This window comes from Methyloversatilis sp. S146-33, assembly GCF_059552495.1.
Genome location: NZ_JCANOT010000041.1, coordinates 55837 through 82463 on the forward strand (window position 1 = coordinate 55837; position 26627 = coordinate 82463).

26 protein-coding genes are annotated in these 26627 nt (G+C 67.8%); 19 read left to right on the plus strand and 7 right to left on the minus strand.

The genetic code is table 11. The features are described 5' to 3' along the window. The first annotated feature begins 19 nt into the window (after positions 1-19). From AC51BJ_RS17705 to AC51BJ_RS17735, 7 genes are all read left to right on the plus strand, one after another. A complete protein-coding gene (locus tag AC51BJ_RS17705; RefSeq protein ID WP_496281103.1) occupies positions 20-724 on the plus strand; it encodes an SPOR domain-containing protein in 705 nt (234 codons plus the stop codon). Further along, a complete protein-coding gene (locus AC51BJ_RS17710) occupies positions 721-1215 on the plus strand; it encodes a CvpA family protein (RefSeq protein ID WP_496281104.1) in 495 nt (164 codons plus the stop codon). Before AC51BJ_RS17705 ends, AC51BJ_RS17710 begins: the two co-directional genes overlap by 4 nt. Before the next feature lie 5 nt (positions 1216-1220). Next, the gene (gene purF, locus AC51BJ_RS17715) at positions 1221-2750 is read left to right on the plus strand and encodes an amidophosphoribosyltransferase (RefSeq protein WP_430434705.1); all 1530 of its coding nucleotides are present in this window, start codon (positions 1221-1223) and stop codon (positions 2748-2750) included. A gap of 257 nt (positions 2751-3007) precedes the next feature. Continuing rightward, positions 3008-4219, plus strand: a complete 1212-nt coding sequence (locus AC51BJ_RS17720; RefSeq protein WP_496281105.1) for an O-succinylhomoserine sulfhydrylase — start codon at positions 3008-3010, stop codon at positions 4217-4219. Positions 4220-4226: 7 nt separating this feature from the next. Further along, positions 4227-4922, plus strand: coding sequence for a 2-C-methyl-D-erythritol 4-phosphate cytidylyltransferase (gene ispD / locus AC51BJ_RS17725; protein WP_496281106.1), 696 nt, complete (start codon positions 4227-4229; stop codon positions 4920-4922). Continuing rightward, positions 4919-5443 (plus strand): 2-C-methyl-D-erythritol 2,4-cyclodiphosphate synthase, encoded by a 525-nt coding sequence (gene ispF, locus AC51BJ_RS17730; RefSeq protein WP_496281107.1) that lies wholly within the window; start codon positions 4919-4921, stop codon positions 5441-5443. Before ispD ends, ispF begins: the two co-directional genes overlap by 4 nt. A 59-nt stretch (positions 5444-5502) precedes the next feature. Next, positions 5503-5955: a discoidin domain-containing protein gene (locus AC51BJ_RS17735; RefSeq protein ID WP_496281108.1), complete on the plus strand. Its 453-nt coding sequence runs from the start codon at positions 5503-5505 to the stop codon at positions 5953-5955. An 86-nt stretch (positions 5956-6041) separates the two neighbouring features. On the opposite strand, the gene AC51BJ_RS17740 is transcribed toward AC51BJ_RS17735, so the two are convergent. The 3 genes from AC51BJ_RS17740 to AC51BJ_RS17750 all read right to left on the minus strand — a co-directional run bounded on the left by AC51BJ_RS17740 (position 6042) and on the right by AC51BJ_RS17750 (position 8206). Next, entirely contained in the window at positions 6042-6725 is a 684-nt protein-coding gene (locus AC51BJ_RS17740; RefSeq protein ID WP_430434699.1) for a glycine zipper family protein, read from the minus strand. 10 nt (positions 6726-6735) lie between these two features. After that, positions 6736-7152, minus strand: coding sequence for a hypothetical protein (locus tag AC51BJ_RS17745; protein WP_296812741.1), 417 nt, complete (start codon positions 7150-7152; stop codon positions 6736-6738). 139 nt (positions 7153-7291) lie between these two features. Further along, positions 7292-8206, minus strand: coding sequence for a LysR family transcriptional regulator (locus AC51BJ_RS17750; protein WP_496281109.1), 915 nt, complete (start codon positions 8204-8206; stop codon positions 7292-7294). 97 nt (positions 8207-8303) lie between these two features. Between AC51BJ_RS17750 and AC51BJ_RS17755 the strand changes: the two genes are divergently transcribed. The 5 genes from AC51BJ_RS17755 (at position 8304) to AC51BJ_RS17775 (ending at position 15049) form a co-directional block, all read left to right on the plus strand. Further along, positions 8304-9872, plus strand: coding sequence for an NADH-quinone oxidoreductase subunit L (locus AC51BJ_RS17755; RefSeq protein WP_430434697.1), 1569 nt, complete (start codon positions 8304-8306; stop codon positions 9870-9872). Positions 9873-9893: 21 nt separating this feature from the next. Next, positions 9894-12482: a YbcC family protein gene (locus AC51BJ_RS17760; protein WP_496281110.1), complete on the plus strand. Its 2589-nt coding sequence runs from the start codon at positions 9894-9896 to the stop codon at positions 12480-12482. A 10-nt stretch (positions 12483-12492) separates the two neighbouring features. Beyond that, on the plus strand, positions 12493-13443 hold the full coding sequence (cysD, locus tag AC51BJ_RS17765; protein ID WP_496281111.1) for a sulfate adenylyltransferase subunit CysD: 951 nt from the start codon (positions 12493-12495) through the stop codon (positions 13441-13443). A 38-nt stretch (positions 13444-13481) separates the two neighbouring features. Then, complete coding sequence (locus AC51BJ_RS17770; RefSeq protein WP_496281112.1) at positions 13482-14768, plus strand: sulfate adenylyltransferase subunit 1; 1287 nt, start codon at positions 13482-13484, stop codon at positions 14766-14768. Positions 14769-14860: 92 nt separating this feature from the next. Further along, positions 14861-15049 (plus strand): YjfB family protein, encoded by a 189-nt coding sequence (locus AC51BJ_RS17775; RefSeq protein WP_019917350.1) that lies wholly within the window; start codon positions 14861-14863, stop codon positions 15047-15049. Positions 15050-15071: 22 nt separating this feature from the next. Here the strand turns inward: AC51BJ_RS17775 and AC51BJ_RS17780 are convergent, their stop codons facing one another. Together AC51BJ_RS17780 and AC51BJ_RS17785 are read right to left on the minus strand one after the other, a co-directional pair. Continuing rightward, positions 15072-17609, minus strand: a complete 2538-nt coding sequence (locus tag AC51BJ_RS17780) for an excinuclease ABC subunit UvrA (RefSeq protein ID WP_496281113.1) — start codon at positions 17607-17609, stop codon at positions 15072-15074. A 230-nt stretch (positions 17610-17839) separates the two neighbouring features. Then, positions 17840-18496 (minus strand): PEP-CTERM sorting domain-containing protein, encoded by a 657-nt coding sequence (locus tag AC51BJ_RS17785; protein WP_496281114.1) that lies wholly within the window; start codon positions 18494-18496, stop codon positions 17840-17842. A gap of 321 nt (positions 18497-18817) precedes the next feature. On the opposite strand from AC51BJ_RS17785, the gene asd reads away from it, so the two are divergent. The 3 genes from asd to AC51BJ_RS17800 all read left to right on the plus strand — a co-directional run bounded on the left by asd (position 18818) and on the right by AC51BJ_RS17800 (position 20923). Further along, positions 18818-19678: an archaetidylserine decarboxylase gene (asd, locus tag AC51BJ_RS17790; RefSeq protein WP_496281115.1), complete on the plus strand. Its 861-nt coding sequence runs from the start codon at positions 18818-18820 to the stop codon at positions 19676-19678. A gap of 115 nt (positions 19679-19793) precedes the next feature. Beyond that, positions 19794-20189: an MbcA/ParS/Xre antitoxin family protein gene (locus tag AC51BJ_RS17795; RefSeq protein WP_020165410.1), complete on the plus strand. Its 396-nt coding sequence runs from the start codon at positions 19794-19796 to the stop codon at positions 20187-20189. Next, the gene (locus AC51BJ_RS17800) at positions 20186-20923 is read left to right on the plus strand and encodes an RES family NAD+ phosphorylase (RefSeq protein WP_496281116.1); all 738 of its coding nucleotides are present in this window, start codon (positions 20186-20188) and stop codon (positions 20921-20923) included. Before AC51BJ_RS17795 ends, AC51BJ_RS17800 begins: the two co-directional genes overlap by 4 nt. A 2-nt stretch (positions 20924-20925) precedes the next feature. Here the strand turns inward: AC51BJ_RS17800 and AC51BJ_RS17805 are convergent, their stop codons facing one another. Beyond that, positions 20926-21357, minus strand: coding sequence for a helix-turn-helix domain-containing protein (locus AC51BJ_RS17805; protein ID WP_496281117.1), 432 nt, complete (start codon positions 21355-21357; stop codon positions 20926-20928). A 75-nt stretch (positions 21358-21432) separates the two neighbouring features. On the opposite strand from AC51BJ_RS17805, the gene AC51BJ_RS17810 reads away from it, so the two are divergent. Next, positions 21433-22275 carry a class I SAM-dependent methyltransferase gene (locus AC51BJ_RS17810; protein ID WP_496281118.1) on the plus strand — a complete coding sequence of 281 codons (843 nt, stop codon included), beginning with the start codon at positions 21433-21435 and terminating at the stop codon, positions 22273-22275. A 10-nt stretch (positions 22276-22285) separates the two neighbouring features. Here the strand turns inward: AC51BJ_RS17810 and AC51BJ_RS17815 are convergent, their stop codons facing one another. Continuing rightward, complete coding sequence (locus tag AC51BJ_RS17815; protein WP_496281119.1) at positions 22286-23938, minus strand: phospholipase D-like domain-containing protein; 1653 nt, start codon at positions 23936-23938, stop codon at positions 22286-22288. Positions 23939-24105: 167 nt separating this feature from the next. Between AC51BJ_RS17815 and AC51BJ_RS17820 the strand changes: the two genes are divergently transcribed. The 3 genes from AC51BJ_RS17820 (at position 24106) to AC51BJ_RS17830 (ending at position 26598) form a co-directional block, all read left to right on the plus strand. Continuing rightward, positions 24106-25245, plus strand: a complete 1140-nt coding sequence (locus AC51BJ_RS17820) for a WD40/YVTN/BNR-like repeat-containing protein (RefSeq protein ID WP_496281120.1) — start codon at positions 24106-24108, stop codon at positions 25243-25245. After that, complete coding sequence (locus AC51BJ_RS17825; RefSeq protein WP_341928682.1) at positions 25242-25499, plus strand: MoaD/ThiS family protein; 258 nt, start codon at positions 25242-25244, stop codon at positions 25497-25499. The genes AC51BJ_RS17820 and AC51BJ_RS17825 overlap by 4 nt, the downstream gene beginning before the upstream one ends. A 163-nt stretch (positions 25500-25662) precedes the next feature. Next, positions 25663-26598, plus strand: a complete 936-nt coding sequence (locus tag AC51BJ_RS17830) for an alpha/beta fold hydrolase (RefSeq protein WP_496281121.1) — start codon at positions 25663-25665, stop codon at positions 26596-26598. Positions 26599-26627 lie beyond the last annotated feature (29 nt).

Here is a 26627-nt window from a genome sequence, read left to right on the forward strand (position 1 = left end):
CCGCAGGACTCGCCCCGAAGTGGCTTCCACCGATTCAGATCTGCAGACCGATCTTCGCAAGCGTGCGCGCCGCCGTCTTCTCGGCGCGATCGCGCTGGCGCTGACCGCGGCCATCGTGCTGCCCATCGTGATGGACCACGAGCCGCGCCCGCCGGCGCAGGACATCGCGGTCCGCATCCCTCCGCGCGACGCCGCACCACCGCTGGCGTCGCCGGCGCGAGATGCACAGCCCGATGCCGATACGGCCGAACCGGCACCGCCGCCGGCACCGCCCGATTCCGAGCCGCTGCCCGCCAGCCGCCCCGAAGCGCCGAAACCGATCCCGGCGGCCCCGGCCGTGAAGCCCGAAGCACCGAAGCCGCCGCCGGCCGAAGCGGCCAAGCCCGCGCCCAAACCGGAAGTGCGGCCGGAGCCGGTCAAACCGGCGGCGAAGCCCGAACCGACGCCGACCGAAGCCGCCCGCGCGGCCGCCTTGCTTGACGGCCAGAGCACGTCCTTCGCGCTGCAGCTCGGTGTGTTCAGTGACGCCGCCAATGTGGCCAAGCTGCGCTCGCGTGCCAAGGAACTGGGCTTCGCCAGCTTTACCGAGGACGTGAAACTGGCCGACGGCCAGACGCGTACCCGCGTCAAGGTCGGTCCCTTCTCCAGCCGCGCGGCTGCCGAGGCGGCGCAGCGCAAACTCGAAGCGGCCGGCATGCGGTCGATGATCGCGCCGCGTCCATGACGATTCTGGATTACGGCCTGATCGGCATCGTGGTCTTCTCCACGGCGATCGGGCTGATGCGCGGACTGGTGAGCGAAGTGATCGCGCTGGCGGCCTGGGTGCTCGCCTTCATCGCCGCCCGTCAGTTCGGCGGCGACGTCGCCCAGTGGCTGACCAGTCTCATTTCCGACCCCGGCCTGCTTGCAGTCGCCGGTTTTGCCCTCACCTTCATAGCCATACTGTTACTGTGCGGCGTGTTGCGCTGGCTCATGCGCTCGCTGATTCATGCCACCGGTCTGGACATTCCGGACCGTGTGCTCGGCGGGCTGTTCGGGCTTGCGCGCGCGGGACTTATACTGATGCTCCTCGTCGTCGGCGCGGCCTACACCCCGGCACCGGAGCAGCCCTGGTGGAAGTCGGCCGCGCTGACGCCACCGCTCGAGACGGCGGCCATCGCGTTGAAGCCGTGGCTGCCGGAATCCGTGGCGAAAAAGATTCGTTTTAAGGCCTGACCATCATGTGCGGAATACTCGGCGTCGTAGCCACCTCTCCCGTTAACCAGCTGCTGTACGACGGTCTGCTCGTACTGCAGCATCGAGGCCAGGACGCGGCGGGCATCGCCACCGCGCAGGGGCCGAAGTTCCACATGCACAAGGGTTCGGGCCTGGTGCGCGATGCCTTCCGCACGCGCAACATGCGCAATCTGCAGGGCAACTGGGGCATCGCCCACGTGCGCTACCCGACCGCCGGTTCCGCCTACAACGCGGCCGAGGCGCAGCCCTTCTACGTGAATTCGCCGTTTGGCATCATGCTGGCGCACAACGGCAACCTGACCAATTCGGAAGAGCTGAAGCTGGACATGTTCCGCACCGACCTGCGGCACATCAATACCACCAGCGATTCGGAAGTACTGCTCAACGTGCTGGCGCACGAAATGATGCAGGCGCTGCGCGAGCGCCCGACCTTCGACCACGAAACCATCTTCCGCGCCGTTGCTGGCGTGCATCGTCGCTGCCGCGGTGCCTACGCGGTGGTGGCGATGATTGCCGGCTTCGGTTTGCTGGCTTTCCGCGACCCCTACGGCATCCGTCCGCTGGTGATCGGAAACCATGAAACCGCGAACGGCACCGAATGGTTGGTGGCGTCGGAAAGCGTCGCTCTCGACACGCTGGGCTTCAAGCTGCTGCGCGACATCGCGCCGGGCGAGGCAGTGCTCATTTCGCCGGAGGGCACGATCAGGACGCAGCAGTGCGCCGAGCGCCCGAACTATGCACCCTGTCTGTTCGAGTACGTCTATCTGGCCCGCCCGGATTCGCTGATGGACGGCGTGTCGGTGTACGAGTCGCGGGTCAAGATGGGCGAGTTCCTCGCGCAGAAGATCCAGCGCGATCACGCCGACCTGCAGATCGACGCGGTCATCCCGATTCCCGATTCCAGCCGCCCGTCGGCGATGGAACTGGCGCGCGTGCTGAACGTGCCCTACCGCGAAGGCTTCGTGAAGAACCGCTACATCGGCCGTACCTTCATCATGCCGGGGCAGGCGGTACGTCGTAAGTCGGTGCGCCAGAAGCTCAATGCGATCACCCAGGAATTCAAGGGCAAGAACGTGCTGCTGGTCGATGACTCCATCGTGCGCGGCACCACCAGCCAGGAAATCGTGCTGATGGCGCGCGAAGCCGGCGCGCAGAAGGTGTACTTCGCTTCGGCCGCCCCCCCGGTGCGGTTCGCCAACGTCTACGGCATCGACATGCCGACCCGCGACGAACTGATCGCGTCCAACCGCACGGACGACGAAATCCGCGAGGCCATCGGCGCCGACGAACTGATCTACCAGACGCTGGACATGCTCAAGGCCTCGATCACCGCCTGCAACCCGTCGATCGAACAGTTCGAGACCTCCTGCTTCGACGGCTGCTACATCACCGGCGACGTGACCGCGGCCTATCTCGACGGCGTCGAGAGCCAGCGCAAGGGTGCGCCCAAGCAGACCGACGAGGACGGCGGCCAGCTCGACCTGAACCTGGTGGCATCCGAAGAGAACGCCTGATGGCTGCAGGCGCTTGACGTCTGCAGCGGCCGGGCGCTAATGTCCCGACTACGCGCCGATTTGAATCCAGCTTGCGGGCGCGCGGGACCGTCGTCGAAAGAGGGCGGCCCCGGACAAATACGGCTAAAGCGGCGAAACGAACGTATCTGCGGAAACCCGTTTTGCCTCCGAGGCGGAACGGGTTTTTTGTTTTTGCGTGCTCCGTTTCCGCCTCGCGCTTTGTTTTCGAACTTCCGCATGACCGGCCGCGAGGCCGGATGGAGCACATCATGAGCAGCACAGACCGCGCGCCCTTCGATCCGGCGCAGTACGACCCCGAAACCGTCGCCGTGCGCGCCGGCATCGAGCGCAGCCAGTTCGGCGAACACGGCGAAGCCCTGTTCCTGACCTCGAGCTTCGTGTTCGATACGGCGGCCGAGGCCGCCGCCCGCTTTTCCGGCAACGCGCCGGGCAATGTCTACGCCCGCTTCACCAACCCGACGGTCACGATGTTCCAGGACCGCCTGGCCGCGCTCGAAGGCGCGGAAGCCTGCATCGCTACCAGTTCCGGCATGTCGGCCATCCTGTCGACGCTGATGGCGCTGCTGAAAAGCGGCGACCACATCATCGCCTCGCGTGGCATCTTCGGGTCGACCCAGCAGCTGTTCGCGACCTATTTCGAGAAGTTCGGCGTCAGCACCACGCTGGTCGAGGCGACGAACATTGATGCCTATCGCGCCGCGGTGCAGCCGAACACCAAGCTCTTCTTCATCGAGACGCCGTCCAACCCGCTGACCGAAGTGATCGACATCGCCGCGGTGGCCGAGGTCGCGCACGCGGCGGGCGCGCTGCTGGCGGTCGACAACTGCTTCTGTTCGCCGGCGCTGCAGAAGCCGATCGAACTCGGCGCCGACATCGTCATTCACTCCGCCACCAAGTACCTCGACGGTCAGGGCCGCGTGCTCGGCGGCGCGGTGTGCGGCCGCAAGGCGGAAATGGACGAGGTGCTGCGTTTCCTGCGCACCGCCGGCCCGACGCTGTCGCCGTTCAACGCCTGGGTCATTCTGAAGGGGCTGGAAACGCTTTCCATCCGCATGCAGGCGCAGTCGGCCAACGCGCTCGAACTGGCGCGCTGGCTGGAAGCGCAGCCCTGGGTGGCACGCGTGTTCTATCCGGGCCTGCCGTCGCACCCGCAGCACGAGATCGCGATGCGCCAGCAGAAGACCGGCGGTGCGGTGGTGGCTTTCGAAGTGAAGGGCGGTCGCGAAGTGGCGTGGAAGCTGATCGACGCTACCCGCATGCTGTCCATCACCGCCAACCTCGGCGACACCAAGACCACCATCACCCACCCGGCGACGACCACGCACGGCCGCATTTCGCAGGAAGCGCGCGACGCCTCCGGTATCCGGGACAGCCTGATCCGCCTGGCCATCGGGCTGGAGTCGGTCGAAGACATGAAGCGCGATCTCACACGCTGGTTGCAGGCCTGATTTCGCCATGCCGCGCCACATCGCTCTGGTCCCGGCCGCTGGCAGCGGCAGCCGTTTCGGCGCGCAGATGCCGAAGCAGTATCTGCCGCTGGCCGGTCAGCCGCTGATTCGCCACGCGCTGGCTACGTTGTGCGCTCACCCGCGCATCGACCGCGTGGTGGTCGTGCTGGCGCCGGAAGACCTTTACTGGCAGGGCTTCGACTGGTCGGCGCTCGGCCCCAAGCTGATGCCCGTGCATTGCGGCGGGCCGAGCCGCGCCGTGTCGGTGCGCAACGGCCTGTGGGAAATCGCCGGCTGGGCGCGGCCTGATGACTGGGTGCTGGTGCATGACGCGGCGCGCCCCTGCCTGTCTGCGGCCATGCTGGACACCCTGATCGACACGCTGGCCGACGACGTGGTCGGCGGCCTGTTGGCGCAGAAGGTGGCCGACACGCTGAAGCGTGCCGACGCCACCGACCGCGTCGAGGCGACGGTGCCGCGCGACGCGATGTGGCAGGCGCAGACGCCGCAGATGTTCCGGCTGGCCACGCTGCACGACGCGCTCGACCGCTGCAGCGACGTGACCGACGAAGCGTCGGCGATCGAAGCCGTTGGCCTGAAGCCGCGCCTGATTTCCGCCGGTGCGAGCAATCTGAAAGTGACCTGGCCGGAAGACATGAAGCTGGCCGAACTGATCCTGCAGACACGGGAGAACATCGCATGAACCCCTTGCTCGGCGCAGTGCCGCTGCCTTTCCGCATCGGCCAGGGCTTCGACGTGCACAAGCTGGTCGAGGGCCGCCGGTGCATCATCGGCGGCGTCGACATTCCGCATGAAAAAGGCCTGCTCGGTCACTCCGATGCCGACGTGCTGCTGCACGCAATCACCGACGCGCTGCTCGGTGCCGCCGGTCTGGGCGACATCGGCCGCCTGTTCCCGGACACCGACGCCGCCTACGCCGGCGCCGACAGCCGGGTGCTGCTGCGCGAGGCGGTGAAGAAGGTGCACGGCACAGGCTGGCTGATCGGCAACATCGACGCCACCGTCATCTGCGAGCGCCCGAAGATCACGCCGCACGCCGCGCAGATGGTGGCCAATATCGCGGCCGACTGCGGCATTCCGCCGCATGCCGTGAACGTGAAGGGCAAGACCTCGGAAAAGCTGGGCTACACCGGTCGTGGCGAAGGCATCGCGGCCCAGGCAGTGGCCATGCTGGTGCGGCCGCCCGAACCCGCCATGGGCTGAGTGCCACCGGCATCTACTCGATCGACGGCGTCGACCTGTCCATCCTCGCCGATGGTTACGTGGCGCCCGAACTGACGCGCTACACCGTCGACGCCGTATCCTGGTCGGGCCAGGACGGCGCATCCGGCGCCACCTTCACGCTCGATTTCGGCCAGCTCTACACGCTGCCCGACGTGCTGCTCGGCGTCGATCACAATGACTTCTACCCGGTGCAGGTGTCGACCGACGGCCTGAACTGGAACACGCTGTTCGCCAACCTCGCTTTCGAAGGTCAATCCAATTTCGGCAGCGAAATCATCTCCCGCCTTGCCGGCGACGCCGAAGACCAGGCCACTATCGACTTCCCGTCGGTGGCCGCCCGCTACGCGCGCATCGACGCCATGGGCGGCGACGGCGCCTACTCGGCATCGGAAATGAGCTTCAGCGTCGTGGCCGTCGTGCCGGAGCCGGAAGCCGATGCACTGATGCTGACGGGTCTGGCGCTGGTCGGCTTTGCCACATGCCGTCGTTAGATTCCTCCGCGCGCAGTGAAAAGGCCGGCGTTCAGCCGGCCTTTTTCGTTATCGCGGGCACGCAGCGTCGTGCCACCTGAACGCCGTCAGCGCGTCGCTGGCGGCGGACTGGCTTCGACCACCTGCCATCCTTCCCGGCAGGTTCTGACATAGGGGTAGTACTCGCGCGCCGACGCGCAGTAGTACCAGTTGCCGCGTCCGGACTGCGCCGCAGTGGGCGGTGCCGACGCGGCGGGCGGCTGATGCCCCGGTGGAGGCGGCGGATAGGGCGCATTCGCCCGTCCCGGCAATGCCGGCGCGGACGCAGGTGCTGACGCGCCGGTGCCGCGGTCGGCGAAGCGGCCAGAGGTCGGCACGCGCTGCCCCTTCGCGTACATGCACTGGATGTAGGCCTGGTCATAGCTGCGCTGCGTGCCGCGGGCCGAACTCTGTGCCGCGTCGCTGCCGATGGCGCCGCCCATCAGCAGTCCTGTACCGGCGCCGACGCCGGCACCTTCACGGCCTCCGATCAACGCACCTGCAGCGGCGCCGACCGCGGTACCGACCGCTGCGCTGCGCACGCCGGCGTCGCGGGCGGCTTCGCTGGCATCGGTGCCGCCGGTCTGTTCGCGCGCGTATTCGCGGCACAGCGCATCGTCGTGACGGAACTGGTCGAAGCTCTTTCCACTGCCCGGCAGTGCCATCACGCTCGGACCGCTGGGCGTCGTCGCGCAGCCGGCAAGCAGGGTGAGGGTCAGCGCAGCAAGTGCTGCCCGTTGAAGCCTGTTCATCGCCCGCACCTCATCGCGGCGGCTGTGCAGCGACGCTCTGCCAGCCTTCCGGGCATTCCGTGACGTAGGGGTAGTAGCCGTCGACCGATGCGCAGTAATACCAGGTGCTCGGCGGCGGCGGTGGGGGCGACATCGACGGCGCCGGAGCGACCGGCTGCGGATCGCGTTCGACATAGACCGGCGGCGCGCGCTCGATCACCACCGGCGGATAGTAGGCCGGACCGTAGTAGTAGGGCGGGGGGTAGTAGAAGGGCGACGGGCCGTACCAGGGGCGGTAATGGCCCGACCCGAAGACGAAGCCCACGCCGATGTCGACGTGGGTGCGTCCGTGACGATGACCGTGACGATGGCCGCGGTCCGCCCACGCATTGCTGGTCGCGAGCAGTCCGAGTGCCAGTGCGGCGGCCGCTGCCCTCTGCGAATTCATGATCGATCACCTTTCCGGCACCGCAAGACGGTACGGTGCATTGCGGATCATCGCGCCGGCGTGTCAATCGTCTGTGCGACAGCCGTTGCGGCATGTTGCAGTTGCAACAGGATGGTAATGGATGGCGGTACGCCTGACCTCATCGGCCGCCCGCCGGTTGTTCGGGCGGCGGGCTGGATCCCGCGAGCAGGCCTTCGAGCCGCTCGATGCGGTGACGGTGGGCCGTCGTGATGGCGTAGAAGTGCTCTCGCAGCTCGGCCGAGCGGCCCAGCATCACCAGGGTGCCGGTGCGCAGTTCGTCCTGCACCACCACCTCGGGCAGCACGGTGAGCCAGCCGCTGTCTCGGGCGATCAGGCGCAGCATGGCCATGTCGTCGACCTCGGCGCGCAGCCGGGGGCGGACGCCGGCCGCCATGCACAAGGCGTCGAACTGCGCGCGCAGCGCGTGGCGCGGACCGGGCAGCGCGACGTCGACGCCGTCGAGATCGTCCGGCAGGCGCATCGCCTTGGTCCGGCCGCGGGTGGCCGGGCCGACCAGACATATTTCCTGGCTGCCGAGGAAGCGGCAGTGGAGCGGACGATTCGCGTCGGCAGCGACCGCTTCGTTGGCGAGCACGACATCGAGCTGATGCGTGATCAGCCGGTCGACCAGTCCGTCGAGCTGGCCCGATTCCAGCGTCAGCACGACCGTCGGATCGGTCAGCAGCGGCCGTATCCAGTTCTCCTGGTAGTTGCGCGACAGCGTGGCGACGCTGCCGACCCGCAGCCGGATCATCCCGTCGGCGCGGCCCTGCAGCCGGCCCAGCATTTCCTGGCCCAGTCCGAAGATGTCCTCGGCGTAGGACATCACCATCTGCCCGGTGTGGGTCAGTATCAGACTGCGTCCGCTGCGCTCGAACAGTGGCTCGCCGAGGCGCTCTTCGAGCTGCCGGATCTGCGCCGACAGTGCCGACTGCGACACGTGCAGTTCCTGTGCCGCGCGCGTCAGGTGGCCGGTCCGGGCGACGCGCCAGAAGTAGAGCAGGTGATGGAAGTTGAGCTGTTCGAGATTCATTGTTCCATTAAAAAGAACGAAATATTCGATTCATTGTATTTTACAGAACGGTTTCAGCGCCACATCATCGATGCCAGTGCTATCGAGGAGATGTGGAATGGATCCATTCAGTCTGAAATCGGGGGCCGGCGCGCTGCTGCCCGCCCTGCTGATGTCCCTGCCGCTATTGCTGAGCCGTCTGCTTGGTCACGAGGATGCGCGCTTGTGGCGCCGCTTCACGCAACTGTCCGTGGTTGCGCTGCTCGCGTCGCTGGCGACGCCGCTGCTGCTATGGCTGGCGGCCGGTCTGCCCGGACCGCGCCTCGACGGCTGGATCGCGCTCGGCCCCTTTACCGCGGCGATGGCCATCCTGGTGCAGGCGGTGGGTACCGTCATCGGCGTGTTCTCGTCGCGCTATCTGCAGGGCGAGGTCGGGCAGCGCCGCTACGTGGCGGCGTTGTCGGGCGTACTGGTCGCGGTGCATCTGATGCTGATCGCCGATCACTGGGTTCTGCTGATCGCTGCCTGGGCGCTGGTCGGCATCGCGCTGCAGCGACTGCTGTGCTTCTACGGTGACCGCCCGTTCGCGCTGCTGGCGGCGCACAAGAAGAATCTCGCAGACCGCCTCGCCGATGTCCTGCTGATCGCCGGCGCGGCGCTGGCCTGGAACGAGGTGGGCAGCGGTTCGCTGTCGGAACTGTGGCGTCACCTGGACGCGCACGGCGCGTCTCCGGCGCTGCAGGCGAGCGCGCTGTGCGTCGCCATCGCCGTCATCCTGCGCACCGCTCTGCTGCCGGCGCACGGCTGGATCATCCAGGTGATGGAGGCGCCGACCCCGGTGTCGGCCCTGCTGCACGCCGGCGTCGTCAATCTGGGCGGCGTCGTGCTGATCCGCTTCTCGCCGCTGCTCGACGCGGTACCGGCCGCCCGCTGGCTGCTGGTGATCGCCGGTCTGGCCACCGCACTGCTGGCCGGCATGGTCATGCTGACGCGGGTGAGCATCAAGGTGAGGCTGGCCTGGTCCACCGTGGCGCAGATGGGTTTCATGGTGCTCGAGTGCGGCCTCGGCCTGTACATGTTCGCAGCGCTGCACCTGATCGGCCACTCGCTCTACAAGGCGCACGCCTTTCTCGCCGCCTCCGGCGTGGTTCGGGATACGCGGCTGCGCATGATGCTGGGCGAACAGCGTGCCGCGTTGCCCAGCCTGCTGCTGGCGCCGCTCGTCACTGGTGCGGCCGTACTGGCGACAGCGTGGCTCGTGGGTGCGCACTGGCCGCAATGGTGGACGCTGGTGCTGGCACTGGCCTGGGCGCCGCTGCTGTGGTTGCCGGCTGCCACCGAGCGCACGCGTGCTGCGCTCTGGCAGGGCGTCACCGGCCTTGTCGCCGTGGCCGGATTGACGCTGGCCGCTGGTATCGCGCATCGCCTGCCACTCGGACTGAACGACCGGCCCGACGAGGTCGCCGGCCTCGTCACGCTGGCCGGCATGACGCTGCTGTATGGCTGGATGGTGGTGCTGCAGACCCGGCCGCAGTGGCTGTCCGCGTGGCGACGCCTGAGCTATGCCGGCTTCTACGTCGATGAGTTCTACACCCGCCTCGCGCTGACGCTGTGGCCGACCCGCTGGATTCCGCCGGTCGCCGCACCACGCACCGGCGACGCCGGCCTGGCCTCCGCACAGCCCTGATTCGATCGCCTGGAGAAGATCATGCAGACCTCTGCCCCCGAAGCCGTCCGCAGGCAGCCGCCCTGCGACCTCGTCGCACCGATCGATGCGCCGCATGACGGCCTGCTGCAGCGCCGTATCGATGCCGCCTGTTCCGCCGCCTGTGCGGCGATCGCGCCAGCCTGGCCGCTGGACCGGGCGATCGCCGTCAATCCGCACTGGTCGCGCATCGGCCACAGCGTTCGCACGGTCGCGGCACGAATGGCGGTGCTGGCCGGTATCCCGGTATTCCCGTCGCGCGAGCTTTTCCGGCAGGCCCGGCGCAGCGGTCGCATCACCGACGCCGACCTAGCGGCTGCGCTGACCTCTCTACCGCTGGGCACGACGGCCGGACTGGATCCAGTCGCCTGCGTCGCCGCGCTTGATCAGGCGCCCGAACTGCCGCGCTTGCCGCTGCTGATCGACGTGCTCGACGACGACCCGGCTCGCCATCAGCGACTGTCCTGGCGGCAGGCCATCACCCATCAGGTCAGCCAGACCTGCGCCGCCTATTTCGACGAGCATCAGGCCGACTGGCAGCCGGAGCGCAGCGGTGGGCTGTATGAATTCTGGCGCGACACGCTGAGCCACGACCACGGCATCGGCGTGCTGATGGGTCTGCCCGATCTGAGTCGGCGGCTGCACGCGCTGCCGGTTGACCGCGTCGAGGCCGAGCGCTGGGTGCTGCAGCGTCTGGGGCTGCCGGAGCAGGTCTGGGCCGACTACCTCGAAGCGGTGCTGCTGACGGTGAACGGCTGGGCATCGTGGTGTGCCTATCTCGGTTGGGAAGCCGCGCAGCGCGGCGGTGCGGACCCGCACCTGCGCGATCTGCTGGCCATCCGGCTGGCCTGGGGGGCGCTGCTGCTCGAAGGCCGCTGCGACAAGTCGGCCGAGCGCTCCTTTGTCGCGGTGCAGGCCGCCTGGGCCGAAGCGCCGGCGACACTCGCCCGCGCCGAGGACATGCTGCGCATCGATGAAATATGGCAATCGGCGCTCGACGCCGCCTACCAGCGCGATCTGGCACAGCGGCTGGCCAGCGCCAGCAGTCCGCAAGCGCTGGCTGCACCGATGACGGTGCCTGAAGTCCAGGCAGCCTTCTGCATCGACGTGCGCAGCGAGCCGATGCGCCGGGCGCTCGAAGCGGCATGGCCCGGTATCCGCACGCTGGGCTTTGCCGGCTTCTTCGGTCTGCCCATCGCCTACACGCCGTTTGCCACCGCCGCCCGCCGTCCGCAACTGCCCGGTCTGCTGGCCCCGGTGATCGAGGTGACAGACCGCATCGACACGGGCAGTGACGGCGATCCGCTCGATGTCGAGGCGGCCACGGCGCGGCAGCGTCAGTTCGCCGGTCGGCGCTCCTGGCGCTCGGCGAGTCGTTGGCCAGGCGCGGCTTTCTCCTTTGTCGAGGCGGCCGGCGTCGGCTACGTCGGCAAGCTGGCGCGCTGGCTGCATCCGTCGCGCGAGGCACGTCTTCGCGACGACCTCGACGGTCTGCCGTCGCGCTATCGCGGACTGTGCCGTCCGACCCTGGACGGGTTGGACCCCGACGCACGGGTAGTGCTGGCCGAGCGCGTGCTGCGGGCGATGGGACTGCAGCGAGAACTTGCGCCGCTGGTGCTGCTGATCGGTCACGGCAGCCAGAGCGCCAACAACGCGCACGCTGCGGCGCTCGATTGCGGTGCCTGCTGCGGCCAGACCGGCGAGGTGAATGCCCGTGCGCTGGCACGCCTGCTCAATGACGCCGGTTTGCGTGCGGCACTGGCGCAGCGCGGTATCAACATTCCGGCGCACACGGCTTTCGTCGCCGGGCTGCACAACACGACGACCGACGAGATAGAAGGTTTCGATCTCGACCTGCTGCCGGCCGACGCCCGCATGCGCTGGGAACATCTGGCGCCGGTGTTCGCTCAGGCCGGCGACCAGGTCAGGCGCGAGCGTGCTGCCAGCCTTGGCCTGGATCCGCGTGCCGGTCACGGCGAGCTGCTCGAGCGCTTGCGCCGCCGTGCCAACGATGGCGCGCAGACGCGGCCGGAGTGGGGCTTGGCCGGCAATGCCGCCTTCATCATTGCGCCGCGTGCGCGCAGTGAAGCGACCGTGCTTGGCGGGCGCACCTTCCTGCACGACTACGACAGCGCGCGCGATGCCGACGGCAGTCTGCTCGAACTGCTGATGACGGCGCCGATGCTGGTGACGCACTGGATCAACTGGCAGTACCACGCCTCGACCTGCGCGCCCGCGCACTTCGGCAGCGGCAACAAGCTGCTGCACAACGTCGTCGGCGGGCGCATTGGCGTGTTCGAAGGCAACGGTGGCGATCTGCGCATCGGCCTGTCGCGGCAGTCACTGCACGACGGCGAGCGCTGGGTGCACGAGCCGGTGCGCCTGACCGTCGCGATCGACGCGCCGGCGGCGGCCATCGAACGCGTGCTCGACAAGCATGCCGTGGTGCGCCAACTGGTCGACAACGGCTGGCTGCATCTGTGGCGCTTCGACGGCGACCGGATGCTGCGCTACGCAGACGGTCAGTGGCTCTCGCTCCCCTTCATCTCGTGCGGCGCGGCGTCCGCACCGTCCGCCGTTTCCGTCCAGTGAGGTTCCTGTCATGAATGCACCCCTGCCCACGCTCCGCGAAGACGCCCGGCTGTCGCATCTGGACTGGCTTGAGGCCGAAGCTATCCACATCATGCGGGAGGTGGCGGGCCAGTGCGCCCGCCCGGCGCTGCTGTTCTCCGGCGGCAAGGATTCGGTCTGCCTGCTGCGCATCGCCGAGAAGGCCTTCCGGCCCGGACGCTTTCCCTTCCCGCTGCTGCACATCGATACCGGCCACAACTACCGCGAGGTGATCGAGTTTCGCGACCGTCGCGCCGCCGAACTGGGCGAACGGCTCATCGTGCGCTCGGTCGAGGATTCGATCCGTCGCGGTTCGGTCGTACTCAAGCACGCCGACGAATCGCGCAACCGGCACCAGTCGGTCACGCTGCTCGAAGCGATCGAGGAATTCGGCTTCGATGGCTGCATCGGCGGCGCGCGGCGCGACGAGGAAAAGGCGCGCGCCAAGGAACGCATCATGAGTTTCCGCGACGAGTTCGGTCAGTGGGACCCGAAGAACCAGCGGCCGGAACTGTGGAACCTCTACAACGCCCGCACCCACGTGGGCGAACACGTGCGCGCCTTCCCGATCTCGAACTGGACCGAACTCGACGTCTGGCAGTACATCGAGCGCGAGCGGCTGGCCTTGCCGAGCATCTATTTCGCACACGAGCGCGAGGTGGTGCTGCGCAACGGCCTGCCGGTGCCGGTGAACGTGCCGCTGGCCAGCGGCGAACTGACCAGCCCGCCGCGGCCGGGCGAGCAGATCGTCGTGCGGCGGGTGCGTTTCCGCACCGTCGGCGACATCTCCTGCACGGCGCCGGTCGAGTCGGATGCCGACACCGTCGCGCGCATCGTGATCGAGACCGCGAGTACCGCCCTGACCGAACGGGGCGCGACCCGACTGGACGACCAGACCGGCGATGCGTCGATGGAACAGCGCAAGCGTGAAGGCTATTTCTGAGCACCGGTCGCACTGCGACCCGGCATCGAGGACCGCATATGAATACTTCTGAAGACAAGGGCCTGCTGCGTTTCCTGACCTGTGGCAGCGTCGACGATGGCAAGAGCACGCTGATCGGTCGCCTGCTGCACGACAGCCGGGCCATCCTCGCCGACACGCTGCAGGCGATTGAGCGCACGTCGGCACGACGCGGCATGGAAGCGATCGACCTGTCGCTGCTGACCGACGGCCTGCAGGCCGAGCGGGAGCAGGGCATCACCATCGATGTGGCCTACCGCTATTTCTCGTCGGGTCGGCGCAAGTTCATCATCGCTGACGCGCCGGGACACGAGCAGTACACGCGCAACATGGTCACCGCGGCCTCGACCGCCGATCTGGCCATCATCCTGATCGACGCGCGCCGCGGCGTGCTGACGCAGACCCGTCGCCATGCACAGCTGGCGGCGCTGCTCGGCATTCCGCAGCTGTTGGTGGCGGTGAACAAGATGGATCTGGTCGATTTCGCGCAGCCGGTGTTCGAGCGCATCCGCGACGACTTCCTCGCCTTCGCGGCCGGCGCCGGCATCGGGCCGGCGCGCTTCGTGCCGATGTCCGCCCTGCGCGGCGACATGGTGGTCGACCGTGGCGAGCACCTTCACTGGTACGACGGGCCCACGTTGATGGAGATGCTGGAAAGCGCGCCGTCAGCGGCGGCGCCGCACGCGCACCCGTTCCGCTTTCCGGTGCAGTGGGTGTGTCGGCCGCAGGACGCGGCGAATCCCGCGCTGCACGACTATCGCGGCTTCATGGGTCGGGTCGAGGCCGGCCGCATCGCGGTCGGTGACGCGGTCAGCGTGCTGCCTTCCGGCCTGCGCACGCGGGTCAAGGCCATCGAGATCGGCGGCGAAGCGCTTGCGCACGCCGGCGCCGAACAGTCGGTCGCGCTTTTGCTCGACGACGACATCGACGTGTCGCGCGGCGACATGATCGTGGCGCCCGAGCAAGCGCCGCAGGTGCTGCGCCAGATTACTGCCGACCTCTGCTGGCTGTCGGATCTGCCGATGGACCGCGCCCGCACCTATCTGATCCGCCACACGACGCGCGAGGTCAGGGCGAAGCTGGTGGCCATCGATCACCGGCTTGACGTGAACACGCTGGACCGTATGCCCGCCGAACGGCTTGTGATGAACGACATCGCCCGCGTGCGCTTCAAGCTGGCGCATCCGGTGTTCGCCGATCCCTATGTGCTGAACCGCTCGACCGGCGCTTTCGTCGTCATCGACGACAGCACCTACAACACGGTGGCCGCGGGCATGATCGTGGCGGATGCTGACGCCGCGGCGTGATGCGAGCGGCAGTGATCGGTCCGCGTTCAAGCCGGCGCGCTGCGCGTCGTTAAGACTGTCAGCGCGCCGGTCGTCGGCGCAGGAGAGATCACATGGACGTTTCCGCAATCGCCAGCGCCGCCACCTCGATGTCGCAACAGAAGGTGGCCGACGCTGCCGGCACTCTGGTGCTCCGAAAGGCGCTGGACATCCAGGCGTCGAACGCCGCACAGCTACTGCAGGCGCTGCCGACACCGCAGCCGGCGCCCTCCAGTCAGAACATCATCGACACCTACGCCTGACGCAGAGGTCCGACCGGACCTCTCACTCTTTTCCGCGCCCGCCTTCCAGCGCCCGCCGCAGATAGGGCGCGGTGCGGCTGCCTTTCGCTCGCGCCACGTCGGCCGGCCGCCCCTCGGCGACGATGCGCCCACCCTCGGCGCCAGCGCCCGGGCCCATGTCGATCACCCAGTCAGCCCGCGCCACCAGTCGCATGTCGTGCTCGACCAGCACCACGCTGTTGCCGCCATCGACCAGCACTTCGAGCTGGGCGAGCAGGCGTTCGACGTCGGCTGGATGCAGGCCGGTGGTCGGCTCGTCCAGTACGTACAGCGTGCCGCCTCGTCCGCTGCGCTGCAGTTCGGTGGCGAGCTTGATGCGCTGCGCCTCGCCGCCCGACAGTTCGGTCGCCGGCTGGCCCAGCCGAAGGTAGCCCAGGCCGAGCCGGCTCAGCAGCATTAGCGGGGCGAGTACCCTCGGCTCGCTGGCGAACACCTCGCAGGCCTGGTCCACGGTGAGGTCCAGCACCTCGGCGATGTTGCGCCCCTGCCAGGTCACGGCCAGCGTGGACGGGTTGTAGCGGGTGCCTTGGCATTCGGCGCAGGGCGCGTACACGCCGGGCATGAACAGCAGTTCGACGCTGACGAAGCCTTCGCCCTCGCAGGTCGGGCAGCGACCCCTGGCCACGTTGAACGAGAAGCGTCCGGCGTCGAAGCCACGCTTGCGGGCGGCGGGTGTCTGTGCGAACAGCTTGCGCACCTCGTCGAACAGGCCGGTGTAGGTGGCGAGGTTGGAGCGCGGCGTGCGGCCGATCGGCTTCTGGTCGATGCGCACCAGCCGGCGGATCGCGTCCGCGCCTTCGCCCAGCCGGCCTTCGGTCGGCGCGGTGTCGACCGGCGGCTGCTCGCCGTCGTCGTGCTCGGGCTCGGCCTCGACCACGTGGCCCAGGTGCTCCGCCACCAGTTCGACCAGGGCCTGGCTGATCAGGCTGGACTTGCCGGAGCCGGACAGGCCGGTCACCGCACACAGCACGCCGAGCGGGATGCGCGCGTCCAGCCGGTCCAGGTTGTTGCGGCTCACGTCGTGCAGCGACAGCCAGCCTGATGGCGTTCGCGGTGTGCGCGCCGGCGGCTGGTCGGACTTCAGGAAGCGCGCGGTCGCCGACGACTTTACCGCGGTCAGACCGGCGGGCGGGCCGCTGTAGACGATGTCTCCGCCCTCGGTGCCTGCGCCCGGGCCGACATCGACCACCCAGTCGGCGCGGCGGATCATGTCGAGGTCGTGCTCGACCACGAACACGCTGTTGCCCGCCTGCTTCAGCTGCAGCAGGGCGTCGAACAGCGCCTCGCCGTCGGCCGGATGCAGACCGGCGGACGGTTCGTCCAGCACATAGACGACGCCGAAAAGCTGCGAGCGCAACTGGGTGGCCAGCCTGAGCCGCTGCAGCTCACCTGGCGACAGCGTGGGCGTGCTGCGTTCCAGCGTCAGATAGCCCAGACCCAGCCGCAGCAGCACTTCGATGCGGTCGACCACTTCGCCTGCCAGCCTCTGTGCGGCGAGGCGCTTTTCCTCCGGCTGCCGGGCATCCGCCTCGCCGGCGACGGCCGGTGCGAGCAGGCGCACCACCTCGGATAGCGGCTGGCGCGACAGCGCGCCGATGTCCAGCCCGGCGAAGGTGACCGCCAGCGCTTCCGGCTTGAGCCGCTTGCCGGCGCACATCGGGCAGTCGGCGGCCCGCATGTAGCGCGACACGCGTTTGCGCATCAGCGTGCTCTGCGTGCTGGCGAAGGTGTGTAGCACGTAGCGGCGGGCGCTGGTGAAGGTGCCCTGATAGCTCGGCTCCATCTTCCGCCGCAGCGCGACGCGCGTTTCCTCCGGGGTGAAGCCGGCATAGACCGGTACCACCGGCTGTTCGTCGGTGAACAGGATCCAGTCCCGCACCTTGCGCGGCAGCTTTGCCCACGGCGTGTCGATGTCGATGCCCAGGCTGACCAGGATGTCGCGCAGATTCTGACCGTGCCAGGCCGGCGGCCACGCGCTGACTGCGCCGTCACGTATGGTCAGCGACGGGTCGAGCACCAGCGTCTCTTCGCTCACCTCGAACACGCGACCCAGACCGTGGCAGTTCGGGCAGGCGCCCTGTGGCGTGTTGGGCGAGAAGTCCTCGGCCTGCAGCATGGGCTGGCGCGCGGGATAGCGGCCGGCTCGCGAATACAGCAGGCGCAGCAGGCTGGACAGCGTGGTCACGCTGCCTACCGACGAGCGCGCGCCCGGCGTGCCGCGCTGCTGCTGCAGCGCCACCGCCGGCGGCAGGCCTTCGATGCTGTCGACGTCCGGTACGCCAGCCTGATCAATCAGCCGCCGTGCATACGGCGCCACCGATTCCAGATAGCGCCGCTGCGCCTCGGCATACAGCGTGCCGAAGGCGAGCGAGGACTTGCCGGACCCGGATACACCGGAAAACGCCACCAGCGCATCGCGCGGCAGATCGACGTCGATGTCTTTCAGATTGTGTTCACGGGCACCGCGGACGCGGATGGTGGCGGAGGCGGCGAGTCGGTTGGAGGGCTGGGTCTTGCTCATGCGCGTGCGATGGAAGCTGGACGGAGACGGGGCCTGCACAGGGTACGCAAGGGCGGCCGACACCTTGCTGCAGGCAGACTGCGCCTGCGCGAAGGTGTTGCCATGTCGTCGCATTGTGCCCGTCCCTGTGCCGGGCGCGTGCCGTTACCGGCCGTCCCGTGCAGGCTCCGGCGCCCGGCGCCTCGCGTGTTCCGGTGTGATGCCTCCTGCTGGCGAGGAGGCCGGCTGGTTCAGGGGCGCCGGTGGCGGCTGGCGGTCAGCAGGCATCCCAGGCCGGCCAGCCAGAGTGCGGCCGTCATCGGCTCGGGCACCGCTGTCACGTTGATGGTGATCGACTTGCCATCGAATGAACCGTCGGTCGACGAGAAGTCGTCGTATTGCGGATAGCTGTACTGCCATGACGAGCAGCTCAGCCCGCCGCCTTCGTCGCTCATGCAGGTGCGGGATGCGATCTCGCTGCCCGACGAGGTCGAGTTGGTCGCGCTCCAGCCGCCGCCGACGGCGATATCGAAGGTGCCGGCAGTCGGGAACAGCAGCGAGAAGGTCCAGCCGTTGGAATAACCGCTGCCGGGCGCTGCCGAGGGATAGTCGTTGAAGTTCTGGCCGGCGGCCTGCAGATAGACGGCCGTCACCGTTTCAGCCTCGTACCAGTACCAGTTCATCATCCATTCCTGGTACCCCTCGACCGGTGTCGGTTCGACCGGATCATTCCCGCCGTCGTTACGCGACGAGGTGTTCACGCTGAAGGACACGAAGAAATCCACCGTGCTGCCGGCCTGCACCGTGGTCTGGCTGGCGCCGAAGCTGTCGATCTGTCCGCTGGCGGACCATGCGCAGGGACTGGCGATCAGGCCGAGGCAAAGCAATGCCGAAGTGGCTCTCTTCATGTTCCGCTCCTCTTTCAATGACACCCGTGCGGCTGCACGCTGCGGCGAGCCAGCCTGGGCGTCGGGTTGGATGAAGTTATGAGCCTAGCATCGGGACATGGGCTTCGATAGCGCGTCCGACCGGCGGTGGCGATGCCGTTCTGCGACCGGCTGACCGGCAGACGGCTCGGGCACCGGTCGGTGCGGCACATGCCGGTGGCCCATGCTTCAATTAATATGCGGGGCCAGAAAATCGGGGCTTTCCTGTCGAGCAGTTCGCGGCCGTGTCGCCATCCGTCCTGCGTATCCGCCCGGGGAGGCGCCCCCACATGAGACCCGACAATGCCGTCACCTGATCTTCGTGATCGCCTTTTCGTGCTGGCCCAGCACGGCATGCCCAAGCAGGCACTGACGCGTTTCGCCGAATTCGTGGCGAATTCGCGCGCACCCTGGACCCGCGGCATCATTCCCTGGTTCATCCGCAAGTACGGCGTGGACATGAGCGAGGCGGCCCGGCCCGACCCGGCGGACTATGCCTGCTTCAACGATTTCTTCACCCGTGCGCTCCGCGAAGGTGCCCGTCCGCTGGCCGACTCGCCCTTCGTCAGCCCGGTCGACGGCACTGTGATCGACTGCGTGAAGCTCGATGGCGACACCTTGCTGCAGGTGAAGGGACACCCTTACAGCGCGCGTGCCCTGGTCGGTGGCGATGCGGCGCTGGTCGATCGATTCGACGGCGGCGAGGCGATCTCGATCTACCTGAGCCCGAAGGACTACCACCGCATCCACATGCCCTGCGCTGGCCGGCTCCGGCGCATGGTCCATGTACCGGGCAGTCTCTACTCGGTTAACCCGGCGACGGTGGCGGGCGTGCCCGGCCTGTTCGCACGCAACGAGCGCGTGGTCTGCCTGTTCGATTCGGACTTCGGCCCCTTCGTGCTGACACTGGTCGGCGCCATGGTGGTCGGCAGCATGCAGACCGTGTGGCACGGGCTGATCAATCCGCCGCGCAGCGGCACCTTGCGCGAGTGGCGTTACGACGATCAGGACATCCGGCTCACCCGCGGCGAGGAGATGGGCCGCTTCCTGCTCGGCTCGACCGTCGTCATGCTGTTCCCGAAGGGCGTGCTGCGCGCCCGCGCCGACTGGCTGCCGGGCCGTACGGTGCGCATGGGCGAGGCGATGGCCGAGGCCTTGCGCTGAAGCAGCTGCCCGGGCGCTGCTTCTGAACGTTTGTTTCTATGGGAACAAACCCCGTGTGAATCGAAACAAATGGGCTATGCTTCAGCTTGATTCGGAATCACGGAGGACTGCTGCCATGGGCGCCATCGCAGACAAGGGAATCAGCGCCTCGGAAGACCGGGGCGCGCTGGCCCGCATGATCATGACCCTGCTCGACCACTGGAAGCTCGGCACCGAAGACCAGGCCGCGCTGCTGGGCATCGCCGCCAGCAACCGGGCGGCGCTGGCGCGCTACCGGCGCGGCGAGCCGATCGGCACCAGCCGCGACCAGTATGAGCGCGTCGGTCACCTGCTGGGCATACACAAGAACCTCCGCCTGCTGTTTCCTCAGAACCGCGACCTCGCTTACCGCTGGATGAGCACGCGCAACCGTGCGTTCGACAATCTCACCCCGGTCGAGGTGGTGAAGGAATGGGGCTTTGCCGGGTTGCTGATGGTGCGCGCCTACCTGGATCGGGCGCGCGGCCAGTGAGTCTCGGCGATCTGTTCGCCCGCCTTGCGCTGGCCGAGGTGCAGCGCGACGTGTTCCGCAACATCGTGTCGCTGCGCAGTTCGCAGGACCTGTTCGACGATCTCACCGACGATCCGGCCGAGTGGGCGCTGGCGCAGAAAGTGGAGAGCGACGCCAAGCCGCCGCCCTACCGTTCGCCCACTCCGGTGCTGCACCGTCCGTTCGAGGACGCCGAGTGGTTCAATGCCATCGCCTGGCCTTTCCAGAACTGGCAGGCCAGCCGCTTTTCCGACGGTCGCCACGGTGTGTGGTACGGCTCGGAGTCGGTCGATACCACGGTCTATGAGTCGGCTTGGCACTGGCGCAACGGCCTGCTGGCCGACGCCGGTTTCGAACGCGAGTCGGTGGCGGCCGAGCGCAAGGTCTATGTCGTGGGCTGCGCCGCCGCGCTGCTCGACTTCCGGCCGCTCACGGCCGACTGGCCTGATCTGCTGCATCCGCTCGATTACAGCTTCCCGCAGTCGGTTGGCGCGCGTATTCATCGCGAAGGTCACCCGGGTCTGGTGGTGCAGTCGGTGCGCCGGCCGGAGGGCGAAAACTTTGCGGTGTTCAATCCGGCGGTGCTGTCCAGCCCGCGTCACCACCTGCAACTGACCTACCGGCTCGACGGCGAGTGCATCGTTGTCGAGAAGACGCCGGGTGTGGCTTGGTTCGGCATCGACGCGGCCGACTTCGGGCGGCGCGCTGCGAGTTGAGTTCAGAGCGACCTGCGGGGCGAAGGAAGGCGTCGCGCCAGCGACTTCGATTCCGCTGCGCGCAGGATGCGGCGGAAGGTCGGACATTCCAGGTGGCTCGGCGCAGGGCAGGCGGCGGCGTGACGGAGGCCGTCGCGCAGCGCGCTCAGCCTGCGTATCGTGCGTTCGAGTTCGTCCGCGCGTTCGGCCAGCAGGCGGCGGTCGATGTCCAGCGTGCCGCCCGGTGCGAACATGCGGCCGATCTCGTCCAGCGAAAAACCGGCGGCGCGGCCGAGCGATATCAGCGCCAGCCGCTCCAGCACGTCGTTGCCGAATACGCGGCGCAGACCGCGCCGTCCGATCGAACGTATCAGCCCCTTTTCCTCGTAGAAACGCAGGGTCGCCGCGCTGACGCCGGCGCGTTGCGCCACTTCGGCGATATCCAGATCGCTCATGGGCTTGACCTCAAGTCGACTTGAATTTGCATAGTGCTCACACCGCACGTTGCGGGCAAGTCACGGGAGACGACGATGGATGCTTCAGATACGTGCGCCGACGCGCAGATCGCCTTGTGGAAAGGTCCGGCCGCCGACGGTTGGGTGCAGGCGCAGCCGCTGCTCGATGCGCTGTTCGCGCCTTTTTCCGAACGGCTGGTCGAGGTGGCACGGACGCGCTCCGCGCGCAGCGTGATCGACATCGGCTGCGGCACCGGCGCCACCACGCTGGCGCTGGCCGAGGCGCTGGGCAGCGGGGCGCACTGTATCGGTGTCGACGTGTCGGCGCCGATGATCGCCGCGGCCCGTGCCCGCGCGCTGGCCAGCGCTTCGGCCGCACGCTTCGTCTGCGCCGACGCCGCGCGGCATGCTTTCGCGCCCGGCGTCGCCGACCTCATCGTGTCGCGCTTCGGCGTCATGTTCTTCGAGCGCCCGGTCGATGCGTTTGCTCACCTGCGCGCGGCGCTGAGCAGCGGCGGTGCGCTGCACGCCATCGTCTGGCGCGGCAGCGACGAGAACGCCTTCATGACCACCGCCGAGCGCGCCGCGGCGCCGCTGCTGCCCGGCCTGCCGGCGCGTCGCCCGGGCGCGCCGGGCCAGTTCGCCTTTGCCGACCGGACGTTCGTTGGCGAGGTGCTGGCGCACAGCGGCTGGCAGGACATCGACATCCATCCGCTCGACGTCGACTGCGCGCTGCCCGCTGCCGAGCTCGAACGCTATTTCACGCTGCTCGGCCCGGTGGGCGTAGCGCTGCGGCAGACCGACGCAGACACCCGCGCACGCGTGACCGAGGCGCTGCACGAAGCTTTCCGGCCCTACCAAGACGGCGAAACGGTGCGCTTCACGGCGGTGTGCTGGGAGATATCGGCTCGCGCATGAGCGCAGCGCTTCAGCGACCGGAGAAGCGCAGCCTGGACAGCATTTTCAGATTGCCCTTGCGGTAGTAGGCGTCCGCCCAGCTGTCGTCCGGCGACAGCGGTTTCGCCTCCTTCAGCTTCAGCAGCTTCGCGTAATAGCGGAAGCGGTAGTGCTCGTAGAAGCGCAGCACTTCCAGCCCGTAGCGGTCGGCGAGGTCGGTGTCGCCGCGGATGACGAGCACGTTCTCGTCGTTGCCGCTGCTGGCCGAGGCGCTGAGGTTGTGGCTGCCGCTGAGGATGACCGGATAATCGGTGGTGAAGTCGGTGACGATGGCTTTCAGGTGCACCAGCAGGTTGCCGCGCTGACCGCGCAGGCCTTCCTTGACCCAACCTTCCAGTCCGCTTGTCAGCAGTGCGGGCGTGGTGAACTCTGCGCTGCGGTCGGCGTGGAAGCCGGTGATGCGGCTGGCGCTGTTCTGGATGCCGTAGCGCAGCACCTGGTCGTTGGCCTTGCCGAGCAGGGCGTCGAGTATCGGCTCGGGCAGCGCGAAGGCGGTGGCGAACAGCAGGTCGCGTCGGGCGCCGTTAATCAGGTCGGCGAAGGCGGCAAGATCGCCGCCGCCAGAGCGCGGCGAGAAGCCGGTCCAGATGCGGCCTGTCGGCGCGACCGGGTTGTGTTCGTTGATCCATGCACGGGTGGCGGCGACGTCGCCGGGCGTCGCCCAGATCTGTTCGAACAGCGCCAGATAGTCGGCCGCCACCGCCTTGTCGTCGACGGTATGCACGACATTGGCCTGCCGGTACACGCCGTTCTCCGTGAAATTGGTACTGCCGCACAGCACAGCGCGCGGCGTGCGGACGCCGCTGCGGCTGAGCTTGCTCAGCACGATGTACTTGTGGTGAAAGATCTTAGAAGTGAGGCGAGCCCGCTTCTTCGCCTTCGGAATCGATTTCAGCGCCGCCTCGTTCTGCGCCGTCTGTTCGTCGCCGGCCTTGCCGTGGTAGAGCACGCGTACCTGCACGCCGCGCCGGTGCGCAGCCCGCACGGCGCTGGCGATGGCCTTCAGTTCGTATTCATAGATCGCGATGTCCAGCGCCCAGGTCGAGTCCTTCGCGCGGGCGATGAAGGCGAGCAGCCGGTCGAGCAGACCGTTCTGCAGCCAGTCGCGCGGCGCGGCCGGCCATTTCTCGATCGGCAGGTCCTTGTTCTCCGTGCGGCTCAGCAGCGCGTCGAGCTCGGGAAACCTGCGGCCGAAGGCCTGGCTGGCGGCAACCGCCCGGTTGAACACCACACCGTGGCCCCTGGGCTTGCCGTCGTCGGTGGTGACTGCCAGTTCCAGTGACTCGCCCAATTCAGGCCGCTCGACGCTGCCGTACACCAGATGCACGCGGTAGCGGCAGCGCGTGCCGGGCGCGATGCTGTAATCGGCCCAGCGGAACTTCTGTATCGGTGCCAGATTGCTCGGGGTGGCCGCCCATTTTTCCAGCGTGTGCGCGCGGCCCGGGAAGGTGAGGCTGTTCAGCAGCCACTGACACTTCTTCGTGCCTTCCTTCTGCTCGATCGCAAAGCCGAGCAGGCCGGCGCGTCGCGATGCGTCGACGTCCATCGCCAGCAGCACGCCGCTGGTGCCGGCGTAGGCCTTGACCCGGAAGTCGTCGTCGGCATTCGTGACCAGTACGCGCATGGGAACTCCGGGGCGATGCGATGACGTCATCTTGCGACCGGGGCGCGAAAGCTGCAACGATGGCGGCCGGCGATGTCGAAATGCCGGCGTGTGCTTCGTCGACCTGACAGTCCCGGCGTGCAGCGCTGTCTGCGCACCGGCCCCTGACGAGACAAGGAGGAGAACCCATGTCATCCCCATCCGCGGTCACCCTGCTGGTCGCTACCCGCAAGGGCGCCTGGCTCTATCACGGTGACGCCGAACGCAGGACCTGGCGGGTCGATGGCCCGCACTTCCTCGGCCACATCATCAGCCACCTGGTGCTCGATCCGCGCGACGGCCGCACACTGCTGGCGGCGGCCAAGACCGGGCACCTCGGCCCCACGATCTTCCGCTCGACCGATTCCGGCGGCAGCTGGACCGAGGCGGCGCGGCCGCCAGCCTTCGCGAAGGTCGAAGGCGGCGCGGGCCGCAGCGTCGATCACACCTTCTGGCTGACGCCCGGACACGCCAGCCAGCCCGGCGTCTGGTACGCCGGCACCAGTCCGCAGGGCCTGTTCCGCTCCGAGGACGGCGGCGATACGTGGGCGCCGTGTTCGTCGATCAATGACGACCCGCAGTACCTGAAGTGGATGGGCACGGCGCAGGACGGCACGCCCGACGGTCCGAAGCTGCACTCCATCATCATCGACCCGCGCGACCCGGCGCATATGTATATGGCGATGTCGGGTGGCGGTGTGCATGAATCCTTCGACGCCGGACGCAGCTTCGCGCCGCTGATCGACGGTCTGGAGGTGGTCGAGGGCTTCGACGTGGCGGAGCCCACCTTTCACGATCCGCACTGCATCCGCCTGTGTCCGGCAAACCCGGACCGGCTCTATCAGCAGAATCACTGCGGCATCTACCGGCTCGACCGGCCCGCCACGCGCTGGCGACGCATCGGTGGCGGCATGCCGGCCGAGGTCGGCGACATCGGTTTCCCGATGGTGGTGCACCCGCGTGATCCTGACACCGCCTGGGTGTTCCCGATGGACGGCACCGCGGTGTGGCCGCGCACCAGTCCGGGCGGCAGGCCCGCGGTCTTCGTCACCCGCGACGGCGGTGAGCGCTGGCAGCGTCAGGACGCCGGCCTGCCGGCGGAACAGGCCTGGTGGACGGTGAAGCGGCAGGCGATGACGGCAGACACTCAGCCCTCGGTCGGCCTCTATTTCGGCACCACCAGCGGCGAACTGTGGGCGAGCAGCGACGAGGGCGCGCACTGGCACTGCATCGCGCGCCATCTGCCCGACATCTACGCCGTCGAGGTGGCTGAGCGGCCAGCCGCATGAAGGTGCTGATACCGAGCGCGCTGCGTTCCTACACCGACAGCGCGCACGCTGAAGCCGACGGCGCGACGCTGGCCGAGGTGGTGGCCGCGCTCGACCTGCAGTACCCCGGCATCGCCTTCCGCATGATCGACGAACAGGGGCGGATACGCCGGCACATCCGCTTTTTCGTCGACGGACAGCAGGTGCGCGATCTGGCACAGGCAGCCGATGCCGACGGGGAACTGGTCATCGTGCAGGCGCTCAGCGGCGGCTGAACGCCGGCGTCACGCGACTCGCCTACACTGCTCCGGAACCCCGGCGGCGACCTCGCGTCGACCGGGGTGTGCCGATACGGAGAATCCAGTGTTCCTGCCCAGACTGTGCGCCTTTTTGTTCGCGGCGCTGTTGCCGCTTTCTTCCCCGGCCCGCGCCCAAGACGTGTCGACGCTGTCTTACGACGCTCGGCTCGGCGGCTATGCCTATGCGTTCGACGTGAAGTTCTTCGCGCTGTCGTCGCAGGGGCAATCGCTCGAGATGGCTTACATCCATCTTCCGGGCGACGCTGGCAAGCCGGTGGTCACCTTGCTGCATGGCAAGAACTTCAACGCCGATTACTGGGCGGGCACGGCGCGCCATCTGCAGAAGCTGGGCTACGGCGTGCTCATTCCGGACCAGATCGGTTTCGGCAAATCCTCCAAACCGGTCCATTACCAGTATTCCTTTCCGGCGCTGGCTCGCCACACCCGCGCGCTGATGACTTCGCTCGGCATCGAGCGCTCCATCGTCGTAGGCCATTCGATGGGCGGCATGCTGGCCAGCCGTTTCGCACTGATGTATCCGCAGGCGGTGCAGCGCCTGGTGCTGGTGAATCCGATCGGGCTGGAGAACTACCTGAAGTATGTCGAGCACAAGGACACCGATTTCTTTTACGGCATCGAACGGAAGCAGACGGCCGACAGCATCGCCAAGTACCAGCGCGACAACTATTACGACGGTCAGTGGAACACGCGCTACGCGGCGCTCACCCGTTTCATGATCGGGCAGACGCAGGGGCCTGACCGAGATCAGGTCGCCTGGGTCAATGCCTTGACCTACGACATGATCTTCACCCAGCCAGTTGTGACAGAGTTCGGGGATCTGTCGGTGCCGGTCAGCCTCATCATCGGCACCCGCGACCGTACCGGACCGGGCCGCAACTGGATGCGTCCTGGCGTCGAGTACGAACTGGGGCGCTACGACCGGCTGGGCCGGACGGCGGCGGCGTCGATTCCGGGCGCCGTGCTGTTCGAACTGCCGGGCCTGGGCCATATGCCGCACATCGAGAATTTCGAGGCATTCAGCAAGGTATTCGACCAGGCGATCGGCGTACAGTGACCCGAGGTCGATGTCATCAGGAGTCCCGC

What these genes read in the sequence shown, in the direction of transcription:
- AC51BJ_RS17710 (WP_496281104.1), top strand. Translation starts at nt 721, where the DNA reads ATGACGATTCTGGATTACGGCCTGATCGGCATCGTGGTCTTCTCCACG.
- purF (WP_430434705.1), top strand. Translation starts at nt 1,221, where the DNA reads ATGTGCGGAATACTCGGCGTCGTAGCCACCTCTCCCGTTAACCAGCTG.
- AC51BJ_RS17720 (WP_496281105.1), top strand. Translation starts at nt 3,008, where the DNA reads ATGGAGCACATCATGAGCAGCACAGACCGCGCGCCCTTCGATCCGGCG.
- ispD (WP_496281106.1), top strand. Translation starts at nt 4,227, where the DNA reads ATGCCGCGCCACATCGCTCTGGTCCCGGCCGCTGGCAGCGGCAGCCGT.
- ispF (WP_496281107.1), top strand. Translation starts at nt 4,919, where the DNA reads ATGAACCCCTTGCTCGGCGCAGTGCCGCTGCCTTTCCGCATCGGCCAG.
- AC51BJ_RS17740 (WP_430434699.1), bottom strand. Translation starts at nt 6,725, where the DNA reads ATGAACAGGCTTCAACGGGCAGCACTTGCTGCGCTGACCCTCACCCTG.
- AC51BJ_RS17745 (WP_296812741.1), bottom strand. Translation starts at nt 7,152, where the DNA reads ATGAATTCGCAGAGGGCAGCGGCCGCCGCACTGGCACTCGGACTGCTC.
- AC51BJ_RS17750 (WP_496281109.1), bottom strand. Translation starts at nt 8,206, where the DNA reads ATGAATCTCGAACAGCTCAACTTCCATCACCTGCTCTACTTCTGGCGC.
- AC51BJ_RS17755 (WP_430434697.1), top strand. Translation starts at nt 8,304, where the DNA reads ATGGATCCATTCAGTCTGAAATCGGGGGCCGGCGCGCTGCTGCCCGCC.
- AC51BJ_RS17760 (WP_496281110.1), top strand. Translation starts at nt 9,894, where the DNA reads ATGCAGACCTCTGCCCCCGAAGCCGTCCGCAGGCAGCCGCCCTGCGAC.
- cysD (WP_496281111.1), top strand. Translation starts at nt 12,493, where the DNA reads ATGAATGCACCCCTGCCCACGCTCCGCGAAGACGCCCGGCTGTCGCAT.
- AC51BJ_RS17770 (WP_496281112.1), top strand. Translation starts at nt 13,482, where the DNA reads ATGAATACTTCTGAAGACAAGGGCCTGCTGCGTTTCCTGACCTGTGGC.
- AC51BJ_RS17775 (WP_019917350.1), top strand. Translation starts at nt 14,861, where the DNA reads ATGGACGTTTCCGCAATCGCCAGCGCCGCCACCTCGATGTCGCAACAG.
- AC51BJ_RS17780 (WP_496281113.1), bottom strand. Translation starts at nt 17,609, where the DNA reads ATGAGCAAGACCCAGCCCTCCAACCGACTCGCCGCCTCCGCCACCATC.
- AC51BJ_RS17785 (WP_496281114.1), bottom strand. Translation starts at nt 18,496, where the DNA reads ATGAAGAGAGCCACTTCGGCATTGCTTTGCCTCGGCCTGATCGCCAGT.
- asd (WP_496281115.1), top strand. Translation starts at nt 18,818, where the DNA reads ATGCCGTCACCTGATCTTCGTGATCGCCTTTTCGTGCTGGCCCAGCAC.
- AC51BJ_RS17795 (WP_020165410.1), top strand. Translation starts at nt 19,794, where the DNA reads ATGGGCGCCATCGCAGACAAGGGAATCAGCGCCTCGGAAGACCGGGGC.
- AC51BJ_RS17805 (WP_496281117.1), bottom strand. Translation starts at nt 21,357, where the DNA reads ATGAGCGATCTGGATATCGCCGAAGTGGCGCAACGCGCCGGCGTCAGC.
- AC51BJ_RS17810 (WP_496281118.1), top strand. Translation starts at nt 21,433, where the DNA reads ATGGATGCTTCAGATACGTGCGCCGACGCGCAGATCGCCTTGTGGAAA.
- AC51BJ_RS17815 (WP_496281119.1), bottom strand. Translation starts at nt 23,938, where the DNA reads ATGCGCGTACTGGTCACGAATGCCGACGACGACTTCCGGGTCAAGGCC.
- AC51BJ_RS17820 (WP_496281120.1), top strand. Translation starts at nt 24,106, where the DNA reads ATGTCATCCCCATCCGCGGTCACCCTGCTGGTCGCTACCCGCAAGGGC.
- AC51BJ_RS17825 (WP_341928682.1), top strand. Translation starts at nt 25,242, where the DNA reads ATGAAGGTGCTGATACCGAGCGCGCTGCGTTCCTACACCGACAGCGCG.